We start from the raw sequence: 18858 nt of genomic DNA, 5'->3' as shown, positions 1-18858 counted from the left end.
AATAAAATAAATCATGCTACAATGAAAACGAATTAAGGACCGGGGAGCCAATTGGCTGAGAGGATGTAAGTAAACATCGACCCTCAACCTGATCTGGATAATGCCAGCGTAGGGAGTTACTTAAAGTGATGTAGCATATGTTATTCTGTAATAACTTGCATACAAGGCTTTCCTACGCAGTAGGAAAGCCTTTTCTTATTTTTGAAATTTAATTTTATAAGGGGGATTTTATTATGTCACAACAAGTTACAATGTCATTTTCAGTAGTACCACAAGCGAAAACGAAAGATGTATATTCTGTTGTCGATAAAGCAATTGAAGTTGTGCAACAATCGGGAGTTCGTTATGAAGTAGGGGCAATGGAAACAACTTTGGAAGGAGAATTAGATGTACTTCTTGATGTCGTTAAACGTGCGCAACAAGCTTGCGTCGATGCTGGAGCAGAAGAAGTGATTACTTCTATTAAAATCCATTATCGTCCAAGCACTGGTGTAACGATAGATGAAAAGGTTTGGAAGTACCGTGATGAATATGCAAAACCAGAAGCAATCTAAACTTATTACAACTATTTGGCTTATCCTTCTCATTGCGATATGGGAAGGATCTGTTTCATTATTTAAAATCGAACCGTGGATTTTACCAAAGCCTTCTGCCATTGTTCAAGAATTAATTGGGATGAAAGATTTACTATTACCAAATACGATGCAAACACTGCAGGAAGTTATAATTGGACTATTTTTTGCAATTTTATTGGGGACGAGCATCGCAATTATTATGGACGTTATACCGTTATTTCGTATTCTAATAAATCCATTGCTTGTTATTTCGCAAACAATTCCAATTGTTGTACTTGCACCGCTATTTATTATTTGGTTTGGATATGGGATGTTGCCGAAAGTAATGGTCGTAATACTCGTTTGTTTCTTCCCAATTGCGCTTAGTATTTTAGAAGGTTTTCAAACAGTAGATAAAAACATGCTGAAACTGTTACAAACAATGAAGGCGACAAAATGGCAAGTTTACCAGAAAGTAAAATTTCCAGCAGTGCTTCCATACTTTTTCTCAGGTTTAAAAATTGCAGTTACATATAGCGTAATGGGGGCAATTATCGGAGAATGGCTCGGTGCAAGTGAAGGATTAGGCGTTATGCTTACGAGGGCTACAAAATCCTTTTTGACTGCCCGAGTATTTGGGGTTGCAGCAATCATCGTTATGGTGACATTATGCCTGTATTTTATCGTAGAGTTTATGGCAAGAATAACAGCACCATGGATATATAGAAAGGACGGCAGAAAATGAAAAAAGGTTTGAAAGTTATGTTAGCTGCCTTAGTAGCGGTAGGTGTGGCTGGATGTAATCCGGCGAAGAAAGAAGAAAGTGCAAGTAAAGATCAAAAAGTAAAAGTAGTATTAGATTGGTTTCCAAATACGAATCATACTGGCTTGTATGTAGCGCAAACGAAAGATTATTACAAAAAGCAAGGATTAGATGTAGAAATTATTCAACCAGGTGACAATGTAACAGCAGAGCAAATGATAGCATCAGGAAAAGCAGACTTCGCAATAAGCGCACAAGAAAATGTAACGTTAGCTCGTGTGGAAGGAATTCCTGTTGTATCTGTAGGAGCGATTATTCAGCATAACACTTCGGCGTTTGCATCGCTTAAGAAAGATAATATGACGTCACCGAAAGATTTTGAAGGTAAACGTTACGGCGGCTGGGGAGGACCAGCAGAAGAAGCGACATTAAAGACGATTATGGATAAACATCAAGCTGATTTTAATAAAGTTGAAAAAATCATCTTAGGACAAACAGATTTCTTTAAATCAATCGGTCGTGATGCAGATTTCGAATGGATTTATTACGGTTGGGATGGGATTGAAGCGAAGCGCCAAGGAAAAGAGTTAAATACGATTATGGTGAAGGACTTAGATCCAGCGCTTGATTTCTATAGTCCTGTTATTATTACGAGTGAAAAACATACGAAGCAAGATAAAGACTTTGTGAAAAAGTTTATGAGTGCAACGACAGAAGGTTATAATTTTGCAATTAAGGAACCGAAAGAGGCTGCTGATATTTTAATTAAAGCTGTTCCAGATGTAAATAAAGATTTAGTTCAAGAAAGCCAAAAATGGTTAAGTACGAAGTATCAAGATGATGCTAAAGCATGGGGAGTACAGAAGGAAGAAATTTGGACGAATTACATGAATTTCTTATATGACAACAAAGTTATTAAAAAGAAAATCGATGTAAAAGATGCTTTTACAAATGAATTCCTTCCAAGTGAAAAATGAGCGGATTACAAATAAAAAATATAGTGAAATCTTTCGACGGAAAGAATGTATTAGAGAATATTAGTGCCTCTATACAAGAGGGAGAGTTTGTTTCCTTTGTAGGACCGAGTGGTTGCGGGAAAAGCACATTATTAAACATGATTGCAAATGTTGAAAAACCAACAAGCGGGAACGTAACGTATAACGATAAGCAAGTACAAGAGCAAGATGTTGTTAGTTATATGCCACAACAAGATTTATTACTACCGTGGCGATCAGCTTTGCAAAATATCGTTCTTCCGTTAGAAATTGAAGGAAAGCCGAAAAAACAAAGGCTGACAGAAGGAATGGAAGCATTAAAGCAGTTCGAACTAGATGAATATGCAGACCATTATCCAGATGAATTATCTGGTGGTATGCGTCAAAGAATTAGTTTTCTGCGCACATATTTATGTGAAAAGCCAATTATGCTGCTTGATGAGCCTTTTGGTAAATTAGATGCATTTACAAAAATGGAAGTACATAGCTGGCTTTTAAACTCTTGGCATCAAGAAAAGCAAACAATCGTTATGGTGACACATGACTTAGATGAGGCAATCTTGCTTTCAGATCGCGTATTTATTTTATCTCAAAGACCAGCGTCAATAGTTGGCGAGGTACAAGTGAAATTACCTAGGCCGAGAACGATGGATATGTTAACATCACTCGAATTAAAAAAGGATAAAGAAGAGATTTTAAGTGTGTTAGCTCCTTATATGAAAAAATAGAAAAAGCTGATGTTTTAATTTTAGACGAACCGACTAATCATTTGGATGTAGAAACTAAGATGGCTTTACAGGAAGCGTTACAACAATACAAAGGAACGGTTTTAATTGTCTCACATGAACCTTCTTTCTATGAATCGTGGATAACAAAAGTATGGAATATAGAAGATTGGAATACTGAACAATATGAATAAAGAAAAGGCATTAGCTTTTAGGAGCTAATGCCTTTTCTTTGTGATTAACATGATTTTCGAGAACTCTTACATGAGAATTGTATGAAGAAGCACTCTTATGGTGCGCTTATAAGCGTGCTTTTTCTTTTGTTATATTTATAATACGAAAGCCTTTCCCTAACAGGTGACTATCTTTCTTTATATATATAGATAGTTCAAAATGGAATGAAAATAATTCCTTTATGTAAAGGATAATATGGATATTATAGGAAGACAATAGAAATTAAAGGAAATTCATGTAAAATTCAAATGAACTTCATATAAACTTCATATAAACTTCATATTAGAAATTAAATATAATTATAATAGGTTATTATGATATTTTTGATTTTTCGTAAAATTAAAAGTTTGAATTTAGGAGGTATTGCTCAAACCTAAATTCAAACTTTAGTGAATTAATTAATGGATATTACGTCTAGTTTTCGCTAATGACGGCATTTAAAAGTTCGGCAGGATTACCTGTTCCTGCACCACCAATTGTAATAGATCCACCAGGAGGAATTTCACCATTCCATCCTGCGTTTGTAATTACATAATGATTATTTGTTTTACTACTAATTTTAGAATCCCAAACTTGTGTTAAATTACCGCTATAATCAAATTCTAATTTCCAATTTTTAATAGGAGTCGTTCCATTATTTTTGATTATAATCGAGAAGTTATAACCGCTGCCCCAATTCGAAGTGACTGAAAATGTAGCAGTACCATTTCCATCAGGAGGTGTCGTATTAGCTTCATCCGTTTTGACAGTAAGAGCGGTAGGTTGTGATTTATTTCCAGCAGCATCTTTGGCAATTATTGAAAATGTGTATTCCGTATTAGGTTTTAAGTTTTTAATTGTAATGCTATTTGTTGTTGTACTCCATTTCTCTTCTCCAGCAGTAATTTCATATTCCGTAACTCCTACGTTATCAGTAGATGCAGTCCAGTTTAATTGAACTGAGTTTGAATTTTTATTCGTAACTACAACGTTTTTAACATTCGTTGGTGGCTCAGTATCTTTTTGACTAATGGGTCCACCAAGTAATTCTTTTACTAGCGTATCAAGTAATTTTGGACCACTGCAACTATATTTTGGACTTGTACGGCAATCTCCGCTTAGTTCCCAAAACATTGCTCCACTTAAACCTTTCGTCTTTATATAGTCTGTTTTGTATTTCATAGATTCATTGTCATCGTAGCTAATAAATGTGCCTGTAGTTGCATTATATAAATAAGGTACTTTAGCTGTGTCATTCCAGTAGCGTACAAAACCATTTTTATTAACGTAATTGGCTGCTAAATCACCGTAATCATACACACCTGTATCACCGGTAGAATAATCATCCCAAGTACCTTTAGAAGCAAGTTTCCCATCACTACCTGGTTTGCAAGGTTGATATTGTCCGTTATTTTCTTTGCCACAACTTTTCCAGCCACGTCCGTAAAAGGGTACGCCTAATACTAGTTTATCGACTGGAACACCTTCATTTGTATAAACATTTATAGCACCATCTACGTAAAAATTCGTATTTGCTGCTGGGTCATTTGGATCCTTATATAGAGCTGCATTATGATTAGAAGTAGCTTCCCATCCGCCGTGGAAATCATATGTCATAATATTAATCCAATCGAGTATTTGAGAAATTTTCTTTAGCTCTGTATGATCAGCGTAGCGTTGGCTTGCGCCTGAAGCGATTGTTAGTAAATATTGTTTGCCATCTTCAGCACCTGCTTTATTCAAAGCATTTCGGACATCTTGAAGAAGGAGAGTGAAATTTTGTTTATCTTCAGGACGATAACTACCACCAGGAATCGTTTCAACGCCCGGATATTCCCAGTCTAAATCTACGCCATCAAACCCATATGCGCGAAGAAAAGCTACTGTAGATTCAGCAAATACTTTTCTTGTTTTTTCATCAGCGGCCATATCAGAAAAGCGGTTAGACCAAGTCCAGCCACCAACGGAAATAATTGTTTTTAAGTGAGGATATTTAGCTTTTAATCGTTTTAGTTCACCGAAATTTCCGCAACGGGCATATTTATCGCAATCTTCCCAATTTGTCCCAGAGCCAGGATACGATTTGGTAACATCAGCCCATGGTTCCCCGAGTACGAGAGTACCATTAGGAACCTCTTTATTTTGCAATGGTACACCAGATTCTTTACAGTTCCACGTTTGTTTATTTGGATTATCAGGATGAGTAGAAGGGTTTCCATGTTTTCCATTCCAACAAATATCCGCGAAAGCATAGTTAAGGTGAGTAAGTTTTGATGCATCAATGTCAGCAACTTGATAATTACGTCCGTAAACGCCCCACGAAGGAAAGTACCCAACAATTTTTTGACTTTGCTTTGGTGAATCTGCTAATGCGAGATTTGGAGTAATAAAATTTGTGAGAAAAAGAGGTAAGAAAAGTAGTAGGGATAGTAATAGCAGTGTGAATTTTTGAGACCTCATAGCCATTTCTCCTTTCAAAATAAAAGATATATTTAAAGGCATACGCCAATAAATCAAAATGAATCTAGACGTGTGAAACGTCTAGATAAAATGATCAGACATCACGAAGTCTATACAAGGGAGCTGGGGGTGATTAAATCGTAACAAATGTAAGATTTAGTGTAAACGCTTTATTAAGTTGAAAAAGACTTTCTCAATACAAAAAGGCTTAAATACAAACTATATATGAAAACGAAAAATCGGTATGGGAGGAAAAAGCTCATTATAAATAAATTTGAGAAAAAATTGTATGGAGCCAATTATTAAAGACGTAGAAAGATAAGGAAATATCATGTAAAATAATAGTAAAAATATGTAAAGGAGGGAATAGTGTGGATGTGTTTTTGAACATTGCTGAAGAAAAAATTCGACAAGCAATACGGAATGGTGATCTTGATTATCTTCCGGGAAAAGGAAAACCACTACAATTAGAAGATCTTTCAATGGTACCTCCAGAACTTAGAATGAGTTATAAAATTTTAAAAAATGCGGGAATGATTCCACCAGAAATGGAACTACAAAAAGATATATTAAAAATAGAGGATCTAATTGCTTGCTGTTATGATGAAGAAGAGAGAAAGAAATTACGAGAAGAGTTAACAGCAAAAACGCTTCGTTTTCAGCAGGTAATGGAAAAGAGAAAGATTAAAGATAGTTCAGCTTTTCGTATGTATCAAGACAAAGTATTTCGTAAATTACGCTAAGAGGGATAAGATGACTACATTTAAAACGATAGAAGAATTAGCGACCTATATCGAAGAACAACAATTGGTACTTCTGTTTATTAAAACGGAAAATTGTGGTGTTTGTGATGTTATGCTAAGAAAAGTAAATTGCGTATTAGAGAATTATGATTACGTAGAGAAAATAGAGATATTACTACAAGACATGCAAGAGATTGCGGGGCGATATGGAGTATTTACAGGGCCAACAATTTTATTATTTCATAATGGAAAAGAAATTCTTCGTGAATCACGCTTCATTTCACTTGAAAATCTAGAGAGAATCATTCAATTATTTGAGGAATAGGGGAGGCTTTTATATGGGATTTATTATTGTCATACTATTATTTGTTGTAGTTGGAATAATCGTAACAGCAGTTCGATCGAACAAAAAGAAGGTGAACTTGGCGAAACAAAATAACATACATAATTCATCTAACAGCTCATCACCATTATTTTTCTTTGCTGGATCGGATAATGATAGCTCGCATGATGGCGGTTCACATGATTGTGGAGGGTCTTTTGGGGGAGATAGCGGGGGAAGCTGCGGTGGCGGTGGTGATTGATGAAAATGCGCCTTATATAGGCGTATTTCTTTTTAAACAAACGTTTGATTAGTTGGCTTACATATGCATAAACACAGTTAAACAAACGTTTGATTAATATTTTTAACATACTAAGGGGAATGGAAATGAAAAGGGAACCGAAAGTGAAAAATAAGGGGAAAATAGTGTTATTTTTATTAGCTGCGGGAGGCGTGTTTTTTGTTAAATTAGCATTTAAGTTTGGAACCATACATATGATTCGAACTTGGTTTGAAAGTACGTTTTCTTAAATAAGGAATATAGCCTCTTGCGATAGAGGTTTTTGATTTGTTATTATTAAACTGAACGGTCGGTTTAAAGAGGTGTGAATATGAGAAGAAGCGCAGAAGAGATAAAGAAAGAAATTGCATATAAAGCAAAAAGTCTATTTTCACAGAAAGGCTACGCAGCTACATCTATGGAAGAGATTTGTGAAATTACAGAGCGAAGTAAAGGAAGCATTTATTATCACTTTAAAAGTAAAGAAGAATTATTTTTATTTGTAGTGAAACAGCATACGTATGATTGGGTTGAAAAATGGAATGAAAAAGAGAAGTTGTATAGCACTAGTACTGAAAAACTATATGGTCTCGCGGAATATCATGTAGAGGACATACAGCAACCAATTTCAAATGCAATAGAGGAATTCTCTATGAGTCAAGTTGTAAGTAAAGAGATTTTGGAGGAACTATTAGCTTTAACTAGAGAATCATATGTTATGTTTGAGAAATTAATTGAAGCAGGTATACAGTCTGGAGAGTTCCGTGAAGATAATACTCGTGATCTTATGTATATTGTGAATGGATTATTATCAGGGCTTGGAGTACTTTACTACGAGCTAGATTATAAAGAGTTGAAGCGTATTTATAAAAAGGCAATAGATGTATTGTTAAAAGGAATGGCAGCTGAATAATAGGTCAGTTGCTTTTCTTACAAAATAAAATAGACCGAACGGTCGGTTTGTAAAAGGGGGATGAAAATGAACGCTTTATTTAAAAACCGAGCATTTATGCTCGTTATGGCATCTGATATTTTACAACAATTTGCAATTTGGATCAGAAATATGGCTCTTTTATATTTCATAATGGAGCGAACGAATAATGATCCGGTTTCTGTTTCTTTGTTATCAGTTATGGAATATGCACCTATTTTTATTTTCTCGTTTATCGGTGGTGCGCTAGCTGATCGCTGGAATCCGAAAAGAACAATGGTCGCTGGAGATGTATTAAGTGTACTGTCTATTATAGGAATTGTCCTGTTGTTAAAGCTGGATTATTGGCAGGCTATATTTTTTGCAACACTCATTTCCGCGATTGTAGGCCAGTTTTCTCAGCCCTCATCTTCGCGCATATTTAAGCGCTATGTAAAAGAAGAAGAGGTAGCAAATGCAATTGCATTTAACCAAACATTACAGTCATTATTTCTGATTTTTGGACCAGTGGTAGGATCGCTTGTCTATACACAACTTGGTTTATTTACGTCACTATATAGCTTAATCATTTTATTTTTGTTATCTGCTATCGCCCTTTCATTTTTACCAAAATGGGTTGAAAAAGAGCAAGTGGCGAGAGATTCATTAAAAAATGATATAAAAGAAGGTTGGAAGTATGTTCTTCATACGAAAAATTTACGTATGATTACGATCACTTTCACCATTATAGGCTTAGCTGTTGGATTAACAACTCCATTAGAGGTGTTTCTTGTAATAGAACGCCTTGGAATGGAAAAGGAAGCAGTTCAATATTTAGCTGCAGCTGATGGAATAGGTATGTTAATTGGTGGTATTGTTGCTGCAATTTTCGCTTCAAAAGTGAATCCGAAAAAAATGTTTGTATTCGGTATGGGCATATTAGCAATGTCATTTTTAGTAGAAGGGCTATCTACATCATTTTGGATTACTAGTTTCATGAGGTTTGGAACAGGTATTTGTTTAGCTTGTGTTAATATTGTTGTCGGTACGCTTATGATTCAACTTGTACCAGAAAATATGGTTGGAAGAGTAAATGGGACGATTTTACCACTGTTTATGGGGGCAATGCTAATTGGAACTTCACTAGCTGGAGGATTAAAGGAACTAACTTCACTAGTTACTGTGTTTTGTATAGCAATGGCACTTATTTTATTAGCGATAGGGCCAGTTCTACATATGCAAATAAAAAAAGAAGATGTTGCTAATAAAAAGGCACTAACAAATTCGTTAGCTTCGAAATAACTATTGTAAGGGAGCAATATTGCTCCCTTTTTCTTTGAGGAACTTTTGACAACTATATGAGCCAATTATATACTGATGTTGTAAAAACGATTTTACAGGTTAGGAGCAATGGTGTGAAAAATCAAATCTATGAATTACGCACTGAAAATAATATTTCACAAGGCGCATTAGCTGATAAATGTAAGGTTTCTAGACAAACGATAAATGCAATTGAGAATAATAAATATGATCCAAGTTTAGCGTTAGCATTCCGTTTAGCTGAAGTATTAGGAACAACTGTTGATAAATTATTTTTGTACAAGCAGTAGAGTCGTTCATTATAAGTCGCACCTTTAAAAATAAAAAAGATCCTCTTCTTATGAGAAGAGGATCTTTTCTTATAGCGTTTTAGTCTTTGGACTAGGTGGTGTAACGGATGTATTATTTTCTGGAACTCTAGTTAGTAAAAATCCTCCGATAATAAACAGAACAATAATACTAAGAACACCAGCGTTTGTTTTTCCTGTTAATTGGGTTGTAACACCGACTAATACTGGACCCATAATCGCGGCAAACTTGCCAAATATATTATAAAATCCGAAGAATTCATTTGCAGATTCTTTAGGTACTAGTTTTGCAAAGTATGAACGACTTAGTGCTTGAATACCACCTTGAGATGTAGCAACTAACATTGCTAAAATCCAAAAATCAAGTGTCGTTTTTAAGAAATAAGCATATGTGCAAATAATGATATAAATAATGATACCGACATATAACATTTTTTTACCAGTAAATGTTTCAGATAGTTTTCCATATAGTAAAGCAAATGGACAAGCGACAATTTGTGTTACAAATAATATGATTAATAGATTCGTTGCACTAATACCGAGATCGGTTCCGTAAGCGGTAGACATAGTAATAATTGTGTCGACTCCGTCAATATAGAAAAAGTAAGCGATTAGAAACATAAATACAGTTTTATATTCTTTAATATTTTTAAAAGTATCAGCAAGACGTTTGAAGCTCATTCTAATAGGTCTTGGATGACGCTCAATATAGTGTGTTTGCTCTACGTTTTTTAGCATTGGAATTGTAAATAATCCCCACCAAAGAGCTGTTATTGCAAAGGAAATTTGACTAGCAATGCCGACCGATAAGGGAATAGTTCCTTTTTGGGAAAGAATAATAAGAGCGATACAACCGATAAAAGGAATTGTACTCCCGATATAACCTAATGCAAATCCTCTTGTAGAAATTCGGTCCATTCTATCTTCAGAAGTGACGTCTACTAAAAATGCATCATAGAAAATGTTTGCTCCAGCAAAGCCGATTAAGGCGAGCATATAGCACCCTAGCAATAAGTACCACTGAGAGGTTGGAACGACTGCTAACATACTTGTAAATACGATACCGAGTCCAAAGAAGAATGTGAAAAAACGTTTTTTAAATCCTTTATAATCAGCAACTGTGCCAAGAATAGGAGCAAGTATAGAAATTAAAAGTGTTGCGAATGAGTTTGCATACCCCCAATATGCTGTTGAAGTTGCCCCAGATAGTCCAGCTTCTTTTGCAGCTGCTTTAAAGTAAATTGGAAATAATGCAGTTGTAATGACGAGCGAATATACGGAGTTCGCCCAATCGTATAATATCCAGCTTTTTTCTTGTCTGGACATTTTTTTCATATAATGTTCCCCCTCAAATTTGTTTTACTAACAGTGTACAAAAATAAAAATTATAAAAAGAGAAACAGTGATGAATTTTACATAACTTTTACATATATACACAGTTCTTTACAATTGGAGTAAATCCTCTACAATTGCTCCGTCTGTTTCACCTAAGTGTAAACCGAGTAGTCTAGCGATAGTTGGACCTTCATCAATAAGTCTCATATACGGGACGGTAACGCCACTTTTTATTCCTTTCCCAGCAGCGATAAAAATTGTTTCATAGTTAGGTTTTGTTGGAGAGTATCCATGCGTACCAAATGTATATTTTTTACTAGGCGTAACATCTTTTTCGGTAATTTCTTTTATAAAATCTCCTGTATAGTTTTCAGTGAAATAATACCCTTCTCGTGCTTCTAACATGAATAAACAATTACCGTCTGCACCGCAGTCTTTGGCAGCTTCATCATGAAGTATAAATTCAATTCCGTTTTGTTTATTTTGAAGTAGTTCTTCAAGGAGTAGTTGTACCTCCCGAATTGTATCCGTATCATTTTTGTCCTTTACATATACATAGGCAGAGCCGTCGCAACTTTGGCAATAGGCTTTCCAGTCTACTAATTTTCCTTTTTTATTAAGAGATATAAGTCCTCTTTGATGGAATAGCACATTTAATTGGATGGATTTGTTTTCACTTAAAGCGCTATGATCACCAAGGGCAATAATTGTACTTTCTTCGTATAAGTCACTTTCTTTTAGTGCTTGAATAATTTTCCCTAGACGTTCGTCGTGTCTCTGGATAGCAGCTATTGTTTCGTTAGATTCAAAGCCGTGATAGTGTCTTTGTGTGTCTAAATCGGTGAAATGTACGAACATGACATTAGGCTTTTTCGTCTGGATTGTATGCACAGCAGAGGCGAGGACGAAATCATCCAGCTCTGGTTGTGATAAACCATTTCTTATATGGCCGAAACGACGATTTAAATCTAATTGGTATAGTGGGCTACCGCTAAATAAGGAAACTAACACTTGATTTTGCCAAGGTCTATTTGGAAAAATTTCTGGTAAATTGTAATCGATGTTCGCTCTTCCAGTAACAGGCCATAGAAGGGCAGCTGTCGTTAAATTTGCTTTGCGCGCTTCATCATACAATGTTGTTCCTTTTATTGATTTTCGGTACCAATGCCAATCAGGTGATTCACGCCCTGGTTGAAGTAACGTATTGCTAACAACACCGTGCTTGTTAGGGTAATTGCCGGTTACGATTGTTGAGTGGCTTGGATATGTTACAGAAGGATAAATTGGTTCTACTTTTTCGACAACCGTGCCCTTTTTTATTAGAGATTGGAAATGAGGTAGTTTTTGTAGTATAGGAAAATCTAAAGCTGATAAACAGTCGAATGATAAAATAATGACATGGTTTGTTAATGCTTTATCCATAAAGTTCCCTCCTGATTATATAAAACCTATTCTTATATATTACTATTAATACCTAGTAATAAAAATATATTTTTAGGCGAAAATTTATTATTTATTTTCAGAAAAATTAAACATATAATTAAGTATAAGGGAATCTATGGAAGGAGGAAACACTATGGATTGGTTAGATGGATTTGGTATCTTTTACATCATTGGCGGAATCACGATTATCCTTGTATTTGCTATTTCATATTTACTAAAGAAACGGTTTCCAGACAAACAGTTCGATATTATATTTGCACTTAGTTTAATACTTCTTTGCTTAGCGTCCTTTCCCGTTACAATGATTGTTATTGGTGGGTGGGAAGGAATGGGATATGGATTTATTGGTTTCTTCGTCCTACTTGGTACACTTATCGGTATGATTGCGCATCAACTTGTGAAAATTACGCGGAAAAGCTACGTATAAAACTGCAAAAAATGAAAAGAATATATAAAAATAAGAAAATTAGCTATTGTTTTAAAAAAGAATTTGTATTATGATAATCAACAAATTTATTTCGTTATAACGATGAAAAAGGACTAGTACATGTTCAACCTTTTTAGCAGAGAGAGAATCCGTCAGGCTGAAAGATTCTTAAAAAGGCAATATGGAACCTGCCTTTGAGTTCTGCATATGCAGCGGGAATTTCCCGTTATCAAAAAGAGAGCATGCGCAATTTTTGTGCATGAATCAGGGTGGTAACGCCGACAAAGCTCGGTCCCTATTTAGGGACGCGGGCTTTTTTGTATTTTCTAGAAGGAGGAAGACTGACTATGGCAAAAGAACAAGTGCAAGCCATTACGAAGATGGAAGAGGACTTTGCGCAGTGGTATACCGATATTGTAAAAAAAGCCGAACTTGTTGATTATTCAAGTGTAAAAGGATGCATGATTTTACGTCCGTATGGTTATGCCTTATGGGAGAATATGCAGAAGGTGATGGATGAGAAGTTAAAAGAAACTGGCCATGAAAATGTATATATGCCAATGTTTATCCCAGAGAGTTTATTGCAAAAAGAGAAGGATCATGTTGAAGGATTTGCTCCTGAAGTAGCATGGGTTACGCATGGCGGAGATGAAAAGTTAGCGGAAAGACTTTGTGTACGTCCTACATCTGAAACTTTATTTTGTGAGCACTTTTCAAAAATTGTGCAATCCTATAATGATTTGCCAAAGTTATATAATCAGTGGTGTTCAGTAGTTCGTTGGGAGAAGACAACTAGGCCATTCCTTCGTACGACTGAATTTTTATGGCAAGAGGGTCATACAATCCATGAAACGGCAGAAGAATCGCAGACTGAAACATTAAATATTTTAAACTTATATGCTTCTTTCTGTGAGGATTATTTAGCGATACCAGTTATTAAAGGACAAAAAACAGAAAAAGAGAAGTTTGCTGGAGCAAAGGCAACTTATACAATTGAAAGTTTAATGCATGATGGAAAAGCACTTCAAACAGGAACCTCTCATAACTTTGGAACGAATTTCTCTAAAGCATTTGATATTAAGTTTTTAGATCGTAACGGTAAGTGGCAATATGTGCACCAAACATCTTGGGGTGTATCAACAAGAATGATAGGCGGGCTAATAATGGTTCATAGTGATAATAATGGACTTGTAATGCCACCAAAAGTCGCTCCAGTGCAAGTTGTTATTGTACCAATTGCTCAGCATAAAGAAGGAGTTTTAGCAAAAGCAACAGAGTTACAAGCACATATTCAAAAGGTTGCACGAGTAAAAATAGATGCTAGTAATAAAACACCAGGCTGGAAATTTAATGAGTATGAAATGAAGGGGATTCCAATTCGATTAGAAGTTGGCCCTAAAGATATTGAAAAGAATCAAGTTGTACTTGTAAGAAGAGATACGAAGGAAAAAGAGTTTGTACCAATGGATCAATTAGAAGAACGTATTCCAGCATTACTTGAAGAAATTCATATTGCTTTATTTAATAAAGCAAAAGCATTTCGCGATGAGAATACGTATGTTGCGACAAATTTCGAAGAGATGAAAAAAATAGCTGACGAAAAGCAAGGCTTTATTAAGGCAATGTGGTGCGGGGAATTAGCTTGTGAAGAAAAACTAAAAGAAGAAGTTGGCGTATCTTCACGTTGTATGCCTTTTGAGCAAGAGCATTTAGCTGAAGAATGTATTTGTTGTGGTAAAGAAGCTAAACAAATGGTGTATTGGGGAAAAGCGTATTAATACTTTTTCTGATAGGTGATAAAAGGACTTTGGGCTGCATAATAAAATGTAATCCAAAGTCCTTTTTAGTTTTATACAGTATTTCATGTACTTTTTAGATGGAAGGATGTTGTTCTTATTTTACGTTTTTACGACGAATAAACAGTAACATACCAATTAGGAATGTTGAAAGCCCCATTAAAATAGATATAGGGTAATGCGTTGCAGTATTAGGTAATTTATCACCTTGTTTTTTCGTATTACCTTTTACATTACCCCCTTGAGAACCGTTGCCCTCCTGAGAATTGCTATCGCCTTTAACACGATTGCCCCCTTGAGAACCGTTGCCCTCCTGAGAATTGCTATCGCCTTTAACACGATTGCCACCTTGAGAGCCATTCCCCCCTTGAGAACTGCTATCACCTTTAACACGATTGCCGCCTTGAGAGCCATTGCCGCCAGAACCGTTACCGCCAGAACCGTTACCGCCAGAACCGTTACCGCCAGAACCGTTACCGCCAGAACCGTTACCGCCAGAACCGTTACCGCCAGAACCGTTACCGCCAGAACCGTTACCGCCAGAACCATTGCCACTAGAGCCATTGCCGCCAGAACCGTTGCCACCAGAGCCATTGCCGCCAGAACCATTACCGCCAGAACCGTTGTCACCAGAGCCACTGCCGCCAGAGCCGTTGCCACCAGAACCATTGCCACCGGAACCATTGCCACCAGAGCCACTGCCACCAGAACCGTTACCGCCAGAACCATTGCCGCCAGAGCCGTTACCACCAGAACCATTGCCACCGGAACCGCTGCCGTCAGAGCCACTACCACCGGAACCGCTGCCGTCAGAGCCACTACCACCAGAACCGTTACCGCCAGAACCATTGCCACCAGAACCGTTACCGCCGGAACCGTTGTCACCAGAACCATTGCCACCAGAACCGTTACCGCCGGAACCATTGCCACCAGAGCCACTGCCACCAGAACCGTTACCGCCAGAACCATTGTCACCAGAACCAGTATCGTCCTGAGAACCGTTATTTCCTGGAGGTATATTATTATCCTTTGAGTTTCCTTCTGCAAAATGATCGCTATTTTGTACAATAGCGTTTGTTAATGGTTGGAAGTTTTCAGTTGCAGCATTACCGATATTTAAACCGCTAAAAAAAGATAAAGAGAGTGTTGATGCTAAAATGAAGATTTTCGTCATGGTTTTCCTCCTAAGAGATTAATGTTCCATCTAAAATACATCCCTTTGTAATATTTCTTAGGAAAAAGAGTTTTATGCAAAAAAAACTATATATAGAAAAAGGTGGTGTATTTGTCAAAGCAGAAAAGAGTTAATGTAGATTTCCTGCAAATAGTAGAGGGGGAGAATTTACATTCATAACGGTAGAGGAAGTGGCAGCAGATGAAAGAGTATATAGCGTTTGATATTGGCGGTACGCAAATTAAGTATGGTATTGTTTCAGAAATAGGGAGAGTATTAAAGCGTCAAACAGTTGCAACAGAAATTCATTTAGGCGGAGAACAAATTATTCAAAAACTTATATATGTATCCAAAAAAATAATGAATGAACATACTATTGCCGGAATCGGTATTAGCACTGCGGGAATTGTTGATATTAATAAAGGAATTGTGACGGGAGGTGCGGATCATATTCCGGGATATAGTACTATTCCTATTATTGATAGATTGCAAGAGATATTAAAAGTTCCAGTATCGATTGACAATGATGTGAATTGTGCAGCGTTTGGAGAAAAGTGGAATGGTAGTGGAAGAGAGAAAGATAACTTTATTATGCTCACCCTTGGAACAGGGATTGGGGGAGCAATTTTTATAGATGGAAAATTGTACCGAGGACATTCATTTAGTGCTGGTGAATGGGGGAATATGTTAATAGAAGGAAAAACGTTTGAAGAGGTTGCTTCGATTTAAGGATTAATTCGACTTGTAAGCAAATATAAAGGCAAAGGCAAGTGGAATGGGAAAAGAATTTTCGAGTTGTATGATAAAGGAGATCGGGAAGTTGCTCAAGCAGTTGGGATTTTCTTTAAACATTTGGCAATCGGAATTAGTAATCTTGCTTATATTTTTAATCCAGAAACGATTATTATTGGTGGAGGAATTACCGATAGAGGAAATGAGTTTTTAAAAGAAGTAAAAGAAGAGGTCAGTAAATACTTAAATCAAGAGATTTATAATAATTGTGAGATTGAACTTGCGCAAAACGGTAATTGTGCAGGAATGATTGGTGCTATTTACCACTTCTTACATCATCATAAGTAAATTATATGAATGTTTTCATATAACTGAGAATTTATCCTTTTTATCGCTAGGTAAATAATGCTACAATATAAGAGAAGAATACAATATTTTCCGATTTGGAAAATGCTTTGTAGAAAGGGAGAAACTTCATGCCTATTATTTTAGAAAAAGGTCAAAAGATCGATTTAACGAAAGGACAACCAAAAGTAGCAAAACTACAGGTTGGCTTAGGCTGGGATCCAATTGGGCAATCAGGTGGATTTCTGTCTTCATTATTTGGAAGTAAACCAAATGTAGATTGTGATGCATCTGTTGTTATGTTAGAAGGAGATCGTTTTTTAAACAAAAATGATTTAGTTTACTTCGGAAATAAACTTTCTACTTGTGGTAGTATTATTCATTCAGGAGATAATTTAACAGGTGAAGGCGCTGGTGATGACGAAACAATTTTCGTAGAATTACATAAAGTTCCAAGCCGTATTAATCGTTTAGTATTCGTTGTAAATATTTATGACTGTGTAAATCGTCGTCAAGATTTCGGGATGATTCGTAATGCATATATTCGTATTCAAAACCCGCAAACTGGTGAAGAATTAGCACGCTATAATTTATCGGATAATTATGCTGGCAAAACAACTCTAATTGCAGGTGAAATGTATCGTCACGGAAGTGAATGGAAGTTTTCAGCAGTTGGAGAAGGCACGCAAGATAAAAACTTAAGTGAGATTGTATCACGTTATCAATAAAATAACCGAGGAGGAATTGTATATGGCATCAATTTCATTGAAAAAGGGACAAAAGGTAGACTTAACAAAAACGAATCCAGGTCTTTCGAAAGTTCTTGTAGGACTTGGTTGGGACACGAATCGTTATGACGGACAAAACGATTTCGACTTAGATGTTAGTATTTTCTTAGTAGGCGCGAATGGTAAAGTTTCAGGAGCTGAAGATTTCGTTTTCTATAATAATCCAAAAGGTGCGAATGGTGCTGTAGAGCATTTAGGAGATAACCGCACTGGTGAAGGTGAAGGCGATGACGAAGCGATTAAAGTAGATTTGAAAAATGTTCCTGCTCACATCGAACGTATTTGTTTCACAATTACAATTTATGATGGAGAAGGCCGTAGCCAAAACTTCGGACAAGTTTCTAATTCTTTCGTACGTATTCTTGATGAAGAAAAGAATGCAGAATTAATTCGTTACGATTTAGGAGAAGATTTCTCTATTGAAACAGCCGTAGTAGTAGGTGAATTATATCGTCATGCAGGTGATTGGAAATTCAATGCAATCGGAAGTGGATTCCAAGGTGGATTAGCGTCTCTATGTAATAACTTTGGTTTAGATGTAGAGTAATAGATTTGATTTATATATCCATCGGTGAAATGTATGTTTACTGATGGATATATTTTTAAAGATAAAAATATAGAGGTGAATATAGATGGTTATTCAATTACAAAAAGGCCAGAAAATCGATTTAGGTAAGACAAGCCCTGGTTTAACAAAAGCAGTAATTGGTCTTGGATGGGATATTAAATCTTATGACGGCGGAGCCGATTTCGATTTAGATGCATCTGCCTTTTTATTAGATGCAAACGGAAAATGTACGAAGGAAACTGATTTTATCTTCTATAATAATTTACAGTCTCCTTGTGGATCTGTTTTACATACAGGAGATAACCGTACAGGTGAAGGTGAAGGTGACGATGAGCAACTTGTTGTGGACTTGAAGAAAGTTCCAGCAGATGTGCACAGAATTGCTATTACAGTTACGATTTATGATGCAGAAGGCCGTAGTCAAAACTTTGGGCAAGTAGGAAATGCGTTTGTTCGTTTAGCGAATGAAGAAACGAGTGAAGAAGTTCTTCGTTTTGATTTAGGGGAAGATTTCTCCATCGAAACAGCAGTTGTCTTTTGTGAATTATACCGTCATAATGGACAGTGGAAGTTTAATGCAGTAGGAAGTGGATTCCAAGGTGGTTTAGGTGCGCTTGTAAGAGCGTATGGCTTGGATGCATAGAAAGGAAACGATAT

General features: G+C 36.1%; 20 protein-coding genes, 2 pseudogenes, 1 riboswitch and 1 other annotated feature. Of the genes and pseudogenes, 18 read left to right on the top strand and 4 right to left on the bottom strand.

Annotation, left to right across the window (positions count from 1 at the left end):
- Positions 1–30 precede the first annotated feature (30 nt).
- Positions 31–132, top strand: a riboswitch (TPP riboswitch).
- 101 nt (positions 133–233) lie between these two features.
- The 5 genes and pseudogenes from M1D66_RS25090 to M1D66_RS25070 form a co-directional block, all read left to right on the top strand.
- Positions 234–554 carry an MTH1187 family thiamine-binding protein gene (locus M1D66_RS25090; RefSeq protein WP_000082906.1) on the top strand — a complete coding sequence of 107 codons (321 nt, stop codon included), beginning with the start codon at positions 234–236 and terminating at the stop codon, positions 552–554.
- Entirely contained in the window at positions 526–1299 is a 774-nt protein-coding gene (locus M1D66_RS25085) for an ABC transporter permease (protein WP_001057166.1), read from the top strand. The genes M1D66_RS25090 and M1D66_RS25085 overlap by 29 nt, the downstream gene beginning before the upstream one ends.
- Positions 1296–2294, top strand: a complete 999-nt coding sequence (locus M1D66_RS25080) for an ABC transporter substrate-binding protein (RefSeq protein ID WP_000715573.1) — start codon at positions 1296–1298, stop codon at positions 2292–2294. Before M1D66_RS25085 ends, M1D66_RS25080 begins: the two co-directional genes overlap by 4 nt.
- Entirely contained in the window at positions 2291–3040 is a 750-nt protein-coding gene (locus tag M1D66_RS25075; protein ID WP_000016084.1) for an ABC transporter ATP-binding protein, read from the top strand. Before M1D66_RS25080 ends, M1D66_RS25075 begins: the two co-directional genes overlap by 4 nt.
- Positions 3037–3231, top strand: a pseudogene (locus M1D66_RS25070) (P-loop NTPase family protein); the annotation flags it as partial. The gene M1D66_RS25075 and the pseudogene M1D66_RS25070, both read left to right, overlap by 4 nt.
- 454 nt (positions 3232–3685) lie before the next feature.
- Here M1D66_RS25070 and M1D66_RS25065 read toward each other — a convergent pair.
- Positions 3686–5710: a glycosyl hydrolase family 18 protein gene (locus M1D66_RS25065; RefSeq protein ID WP_242554885.1), complete on the bottom strand. Its 2025-nt coding sequence runs from the start codon at positions 5708–5710 to the stop codon at positions 3686–3688.
- A gap of 371 nt (positions 5711–6081) precedes the next feature.
- On the opposite strand from M1D66_RS25065, the gene M1D66_RS25060 reads away from it, so the two are divergent.
- The 7 genes from M1D66_RS25060 (at position 6082) to M1D66_RS25030 (ending at position 9575) form a co-directional block, all read left to right on the top strand.
- Positions 6082–6453, top strand: a complete 372-nt coding sequence (locus M1D66_RS25060; RefSeq protein WP_000382375.1) for a DnaJ family domain-containing protein — start codon at positions 6082–6084, stop codon at positions 6451–6453.
- Between the two features lie 10 nt (positions 6454–6463).
- On the top strand, positions 6464–6778 hold the full coding sequence (locus M1D66_RS25055) for a thioredoxin family protein (protein WP_000206515.1): 315 nt from the start codon (positions 6464–6466) through the stop codon (positions 6776–6778).
- 13 nt (positions 6779–6791) lie between these two features.
- On the top strand, positions 6792–7037 hold the full coding sequence (locus M1D66_RS25050; protein WP_000505774.1) for a hypothetical protein: 246 nt from the start codon (positions 6792–6794) through the stop codon (positions 7035–7037).
- Between the two features lie 125 nt (positions 7038–7162).
- The gene (locus M1D66_RS25045; RefSeq protein WP_000817973.1) at positions 7163–7306 is read left to right on the top strand and encodes a hypothetical protein; all 144 of its coding nucleotides are present in this window, start codon (positions 7163–7165) and stop codon (positions 7304–7306) included.
- Between the two features lie 80 nt (positions 7307–7386).
- The gene (locus M1D66_RS25040; RefSeq protein WP_001254452.1) at positions 7387–7968 is read left to right on the top strand and encodes a TetR/AcrR family transcriptional regulator; all 582 of its coding nucleotides are present in this window, start codon (positions 7387–7389) and stop codon (positions 7966–7968) included.
- A gap of 66 nt (positions 7969–8034) precedes the next feature.
- Positions 8035–9267: an MFS transporter gene (locus tag M1D66_RS25035; RefSeq protein WP_212126049.1), complete on the top strand. Its 1233-nt coding sequence runs from the start codon at positions 8035–8037 to the stop codon at positions 9265–9267.
- Positions 9268–9323: 56 nt separating this feature from the next.
- Entirely contained in the window at positions 9324–9575 is a 252-nt protein-coding gene (locus M1D66_RS25030; RefSeq protein ID WP_002023181.1) for a helix-turn-helix transcriptional regulator, read from the top strand.
- 69 nt (positions 9576–9644) lie between these two features.
- On the opposite strand, the gene M1D66_RS25025 is transcribed toward M1D66_RS25030, so the two are convergent.
- Complete coding sequence (locus M1D66_RS25025; RefSeq protein WP_000738812.1) at positions 9645–10928, bottom strand: MFS transporter; 1284 nt, start codon at positions 10926–10928, stop codon at positions 9645–9647.
- Between the two features lie 108 nt (positions 10929–11036).
- Positions 11037–12350, bottom strand: coding sequence for an alkaline phosphatase family protein (locus M1D66_RS25020; RefSeq protein WP_016121785.1), 1314 nt, complete (start codon positions 12348–12350; stop codon positions 11037–11039).
- Positions 12351–12504: 154 nt separating this feature from the next.
- Here M1D66_RS25020 and M1D66_RS25015 point away from each other — a divergent pair, with 154 nt between their 5' ends.
- Together M1D66_RS25015 and proS are read left to right on the top strand one after the other, a co-directional pair.
- Positions 12505–12798, top strand: coding sequence for a YesK-like family protein (locus tag M1D66_RS25015; RefSeq protein WP_000383850.1), 294 nt, complete (start codon positions 12505–12507; stop codon positions 12796–12798).
- A gap of 93 nt (positions 12799–12891) precedes the next feature.
- Positions 12892–13098, top strand: a binding site (T-box leader).
- A gap of 47 nt (positions 13099–13145) precedes the next feature.
- Entirely contained in the window at positions 13146–14576 is a 1431-nt protein-coding gene (gene proS, locus M1D66_RS25010; protein ID WP_006927466.1) for a proline--tRNA ligase, read from the top strand.
- Between the two features lie 115 nt (positions 14577–14691).
- On the opposite strand, the gene M1D66_RS25005 is transcribed toward proS, so the two are convergent.
- Positions 14692–15768, bottom strand: a complete 1077-nt coding sequence (locus M1D66_RS25005) for an LPXTG cell wall anchor domain-containing protein (protein ID WP_242554884.1) — start codon at positions 15766–15768, stop codon at positions 14692–14694.
- A gap of 201 nt (positions 15769–15969) precedes the next feature.
- Here M1D66_RS25005 and M1D66_RS25000 point away from each other — a divergent pair.
- From M1D66_RS25000 to M1D66_RS24985, 4 genes and pseudogenes are all read left to right on the top strand, one after another.
- Positions 15970–16848 (top strand): annotated as a pseudogene (locus M1D66_RS25000) (ROK family protein).
- 128 nt (positions 16849–16976) lie between these two features.
- The gene (locus M1D66_RS24995; RefSeq protein WP_001121586.1) at positions 16977–17573 is read left to right on the top strand and encodes a TerD family protein; all 597 of its coding nucleotides are present in this window, start codon (positions 16977–16979) and stop codon (positions 17571–17573) included.
- 22 nt (positions 17574–17595) lie between these two features.
- Positions 17596–18180, top strand: a complete 585-nt coding sequence (locus M1D66_RS24990; protein ID WP_000146726.1) for a TerD family protein — start codon at positions 17596–17598, stop codon at positions 18178–18180.
- An 85-nt stretch (positions 18181–18265) separates the two neighbouring features.
- A complete protein-coding gene (locus M1D66_RS24985) occupies positions 18266–18844 on the top strand; it encodes a TerD family protein (protein WP_000236643.1) in 579 nt (192 codons plus the stop codon).
- The last annotated feature ends 14 nt before the right edge of the window (positions 18845–18858 follow it).

This window comes from Bacillus sp. PK6-16 (genome assembly GCF_056530295.1).
The sequence above is the reverse complement of the archived record's forward strand: the minus strand, read 5'-3'. Positions and strand labels throughout refer to the sequence as shown.

Coding starts and splice junctions, on each gene's coding strand:
- M1D66_RS25040 (WP_001254452.1), top strand. CDS start 7,387: ATGAGAAGAAGCGCAGAAGAGATAAAGAAAGAAATTGCATATAAAGCA.
- M1D66_RS25025 (WP_000738812.1), bottom strand. CDS start 10,928: ATGAAAAAAATGTCCAGACAAGAAAAAAGCTGGATATTATACGATTGG.
- M1D66_RS25075 (WP_000016084.1), top strand. CDS start 2,291: ATGAGCGGATTACAAATAAAAAATATAGTGAAATCTTTCGACGGAAAG.
- M1D66_RS24985 (WP_000236643.1), top strand. CDS start 18,266: ATGGTTATTCAATTACAAAAAGGCCAGAAAATCGATTTAGGTAAGACA.
- M1D66_RS25035 (WP_212126049.1), top strand. CDS start 8,035: ATGAACGCTTTATTTAAAAACCGAGCATTTATGCTCGTTATGGCATCT.
- M1D66_RS25015 (WP_000383850.1), top strand. CDS start 12,505: ATGGATTGGTTAGATGGATTTGGTATCTTTTACATCATTGGCGGAATC.
- proS (WP_006927466.1), top strand. CDS start 13,146: ATGGCAAAAGAACAAGTGCAAGCCATTACGAAGATGGAAGAGGACTTT.
- M1D66_RS25045 (WP_000817973.1), top strand. CDS start 7,163: ATGAAAAGGGAACCGAAAGTGAAAAATAAGGGGAAAATAGTGTTATTT.
- M1D66_RS25005 (WP_242554884.1), bottom strand. CDS start 15,768: ATGACGAAAATCTTCATTTTAGCATCAACACTCTCTTTATCTTTTTTT.
- M1D66_RS25080 (WP_000715573.1), top strand. CDS start 1,296: ATGAAAAAAGGTTTGAAAGTTATGTTAGCTGCCTTAGTAGCGGTAGGT.
- M1D66_RS25050 (WP_000505774.1), top strand. CDS start 6,792: ATGGGATTTATTATTGTCATACTATTATTTGTTGTAGTTGGAATAATC.
- M1D66_RS25090 (WP_000082906.1), top strand. CDS start 234: ATGTCACAACAAGTTACAATGTCATTTTCAGTAGTACCACAAGCGAAA.
- M1D66_RS24995 (WP_001121586.1), top strand. CDS start 16,977: ATGCCTATTATTTTAGAAAAAGGTCAAAAGATCGATTTAACGAAAGGA.
- M1D66_RS25055 (WP_000206515.1), top strand. CDS start 6,464: ATGACTACATTTAAAACGATAGAAGAATTAGCGACCTATATCGAAGAA.
- M1D66_RS24990 (WP_000146726.1), top strand. CDS start 17,596: ATGGCATCAATTTCATTGAAAAAGGGACAAAAGGTAGACTTAACAAAA.
- M1D66_RS25030 (WP_002023181.1), top strand. CDS start 9,324: ATGAGCCAATTATATACTGATGTTGTAAAAACGATTTTACAGGTTAGG.
- M1D66_RS25065 (WP_242554885.1), bottom strand. CDS start 5,710: ATGAGGTCTCAAAAATTCACACTGCTATTACTATCCCTACTACTTTTC.
- M1D66_RS25020 (WP_016121785.1), bottom strand. CDS start 12,350: ATGGATAAAGCATTAACAAACCATGTCATTATTTTATCATTCGACTGT.
- M1D66_RS25085 (WP_001057166.1), top strand. CDS start 526: ATGAATATGCAAAACCAGAAGCAATCTAAACTTATTACAACTATTTGG.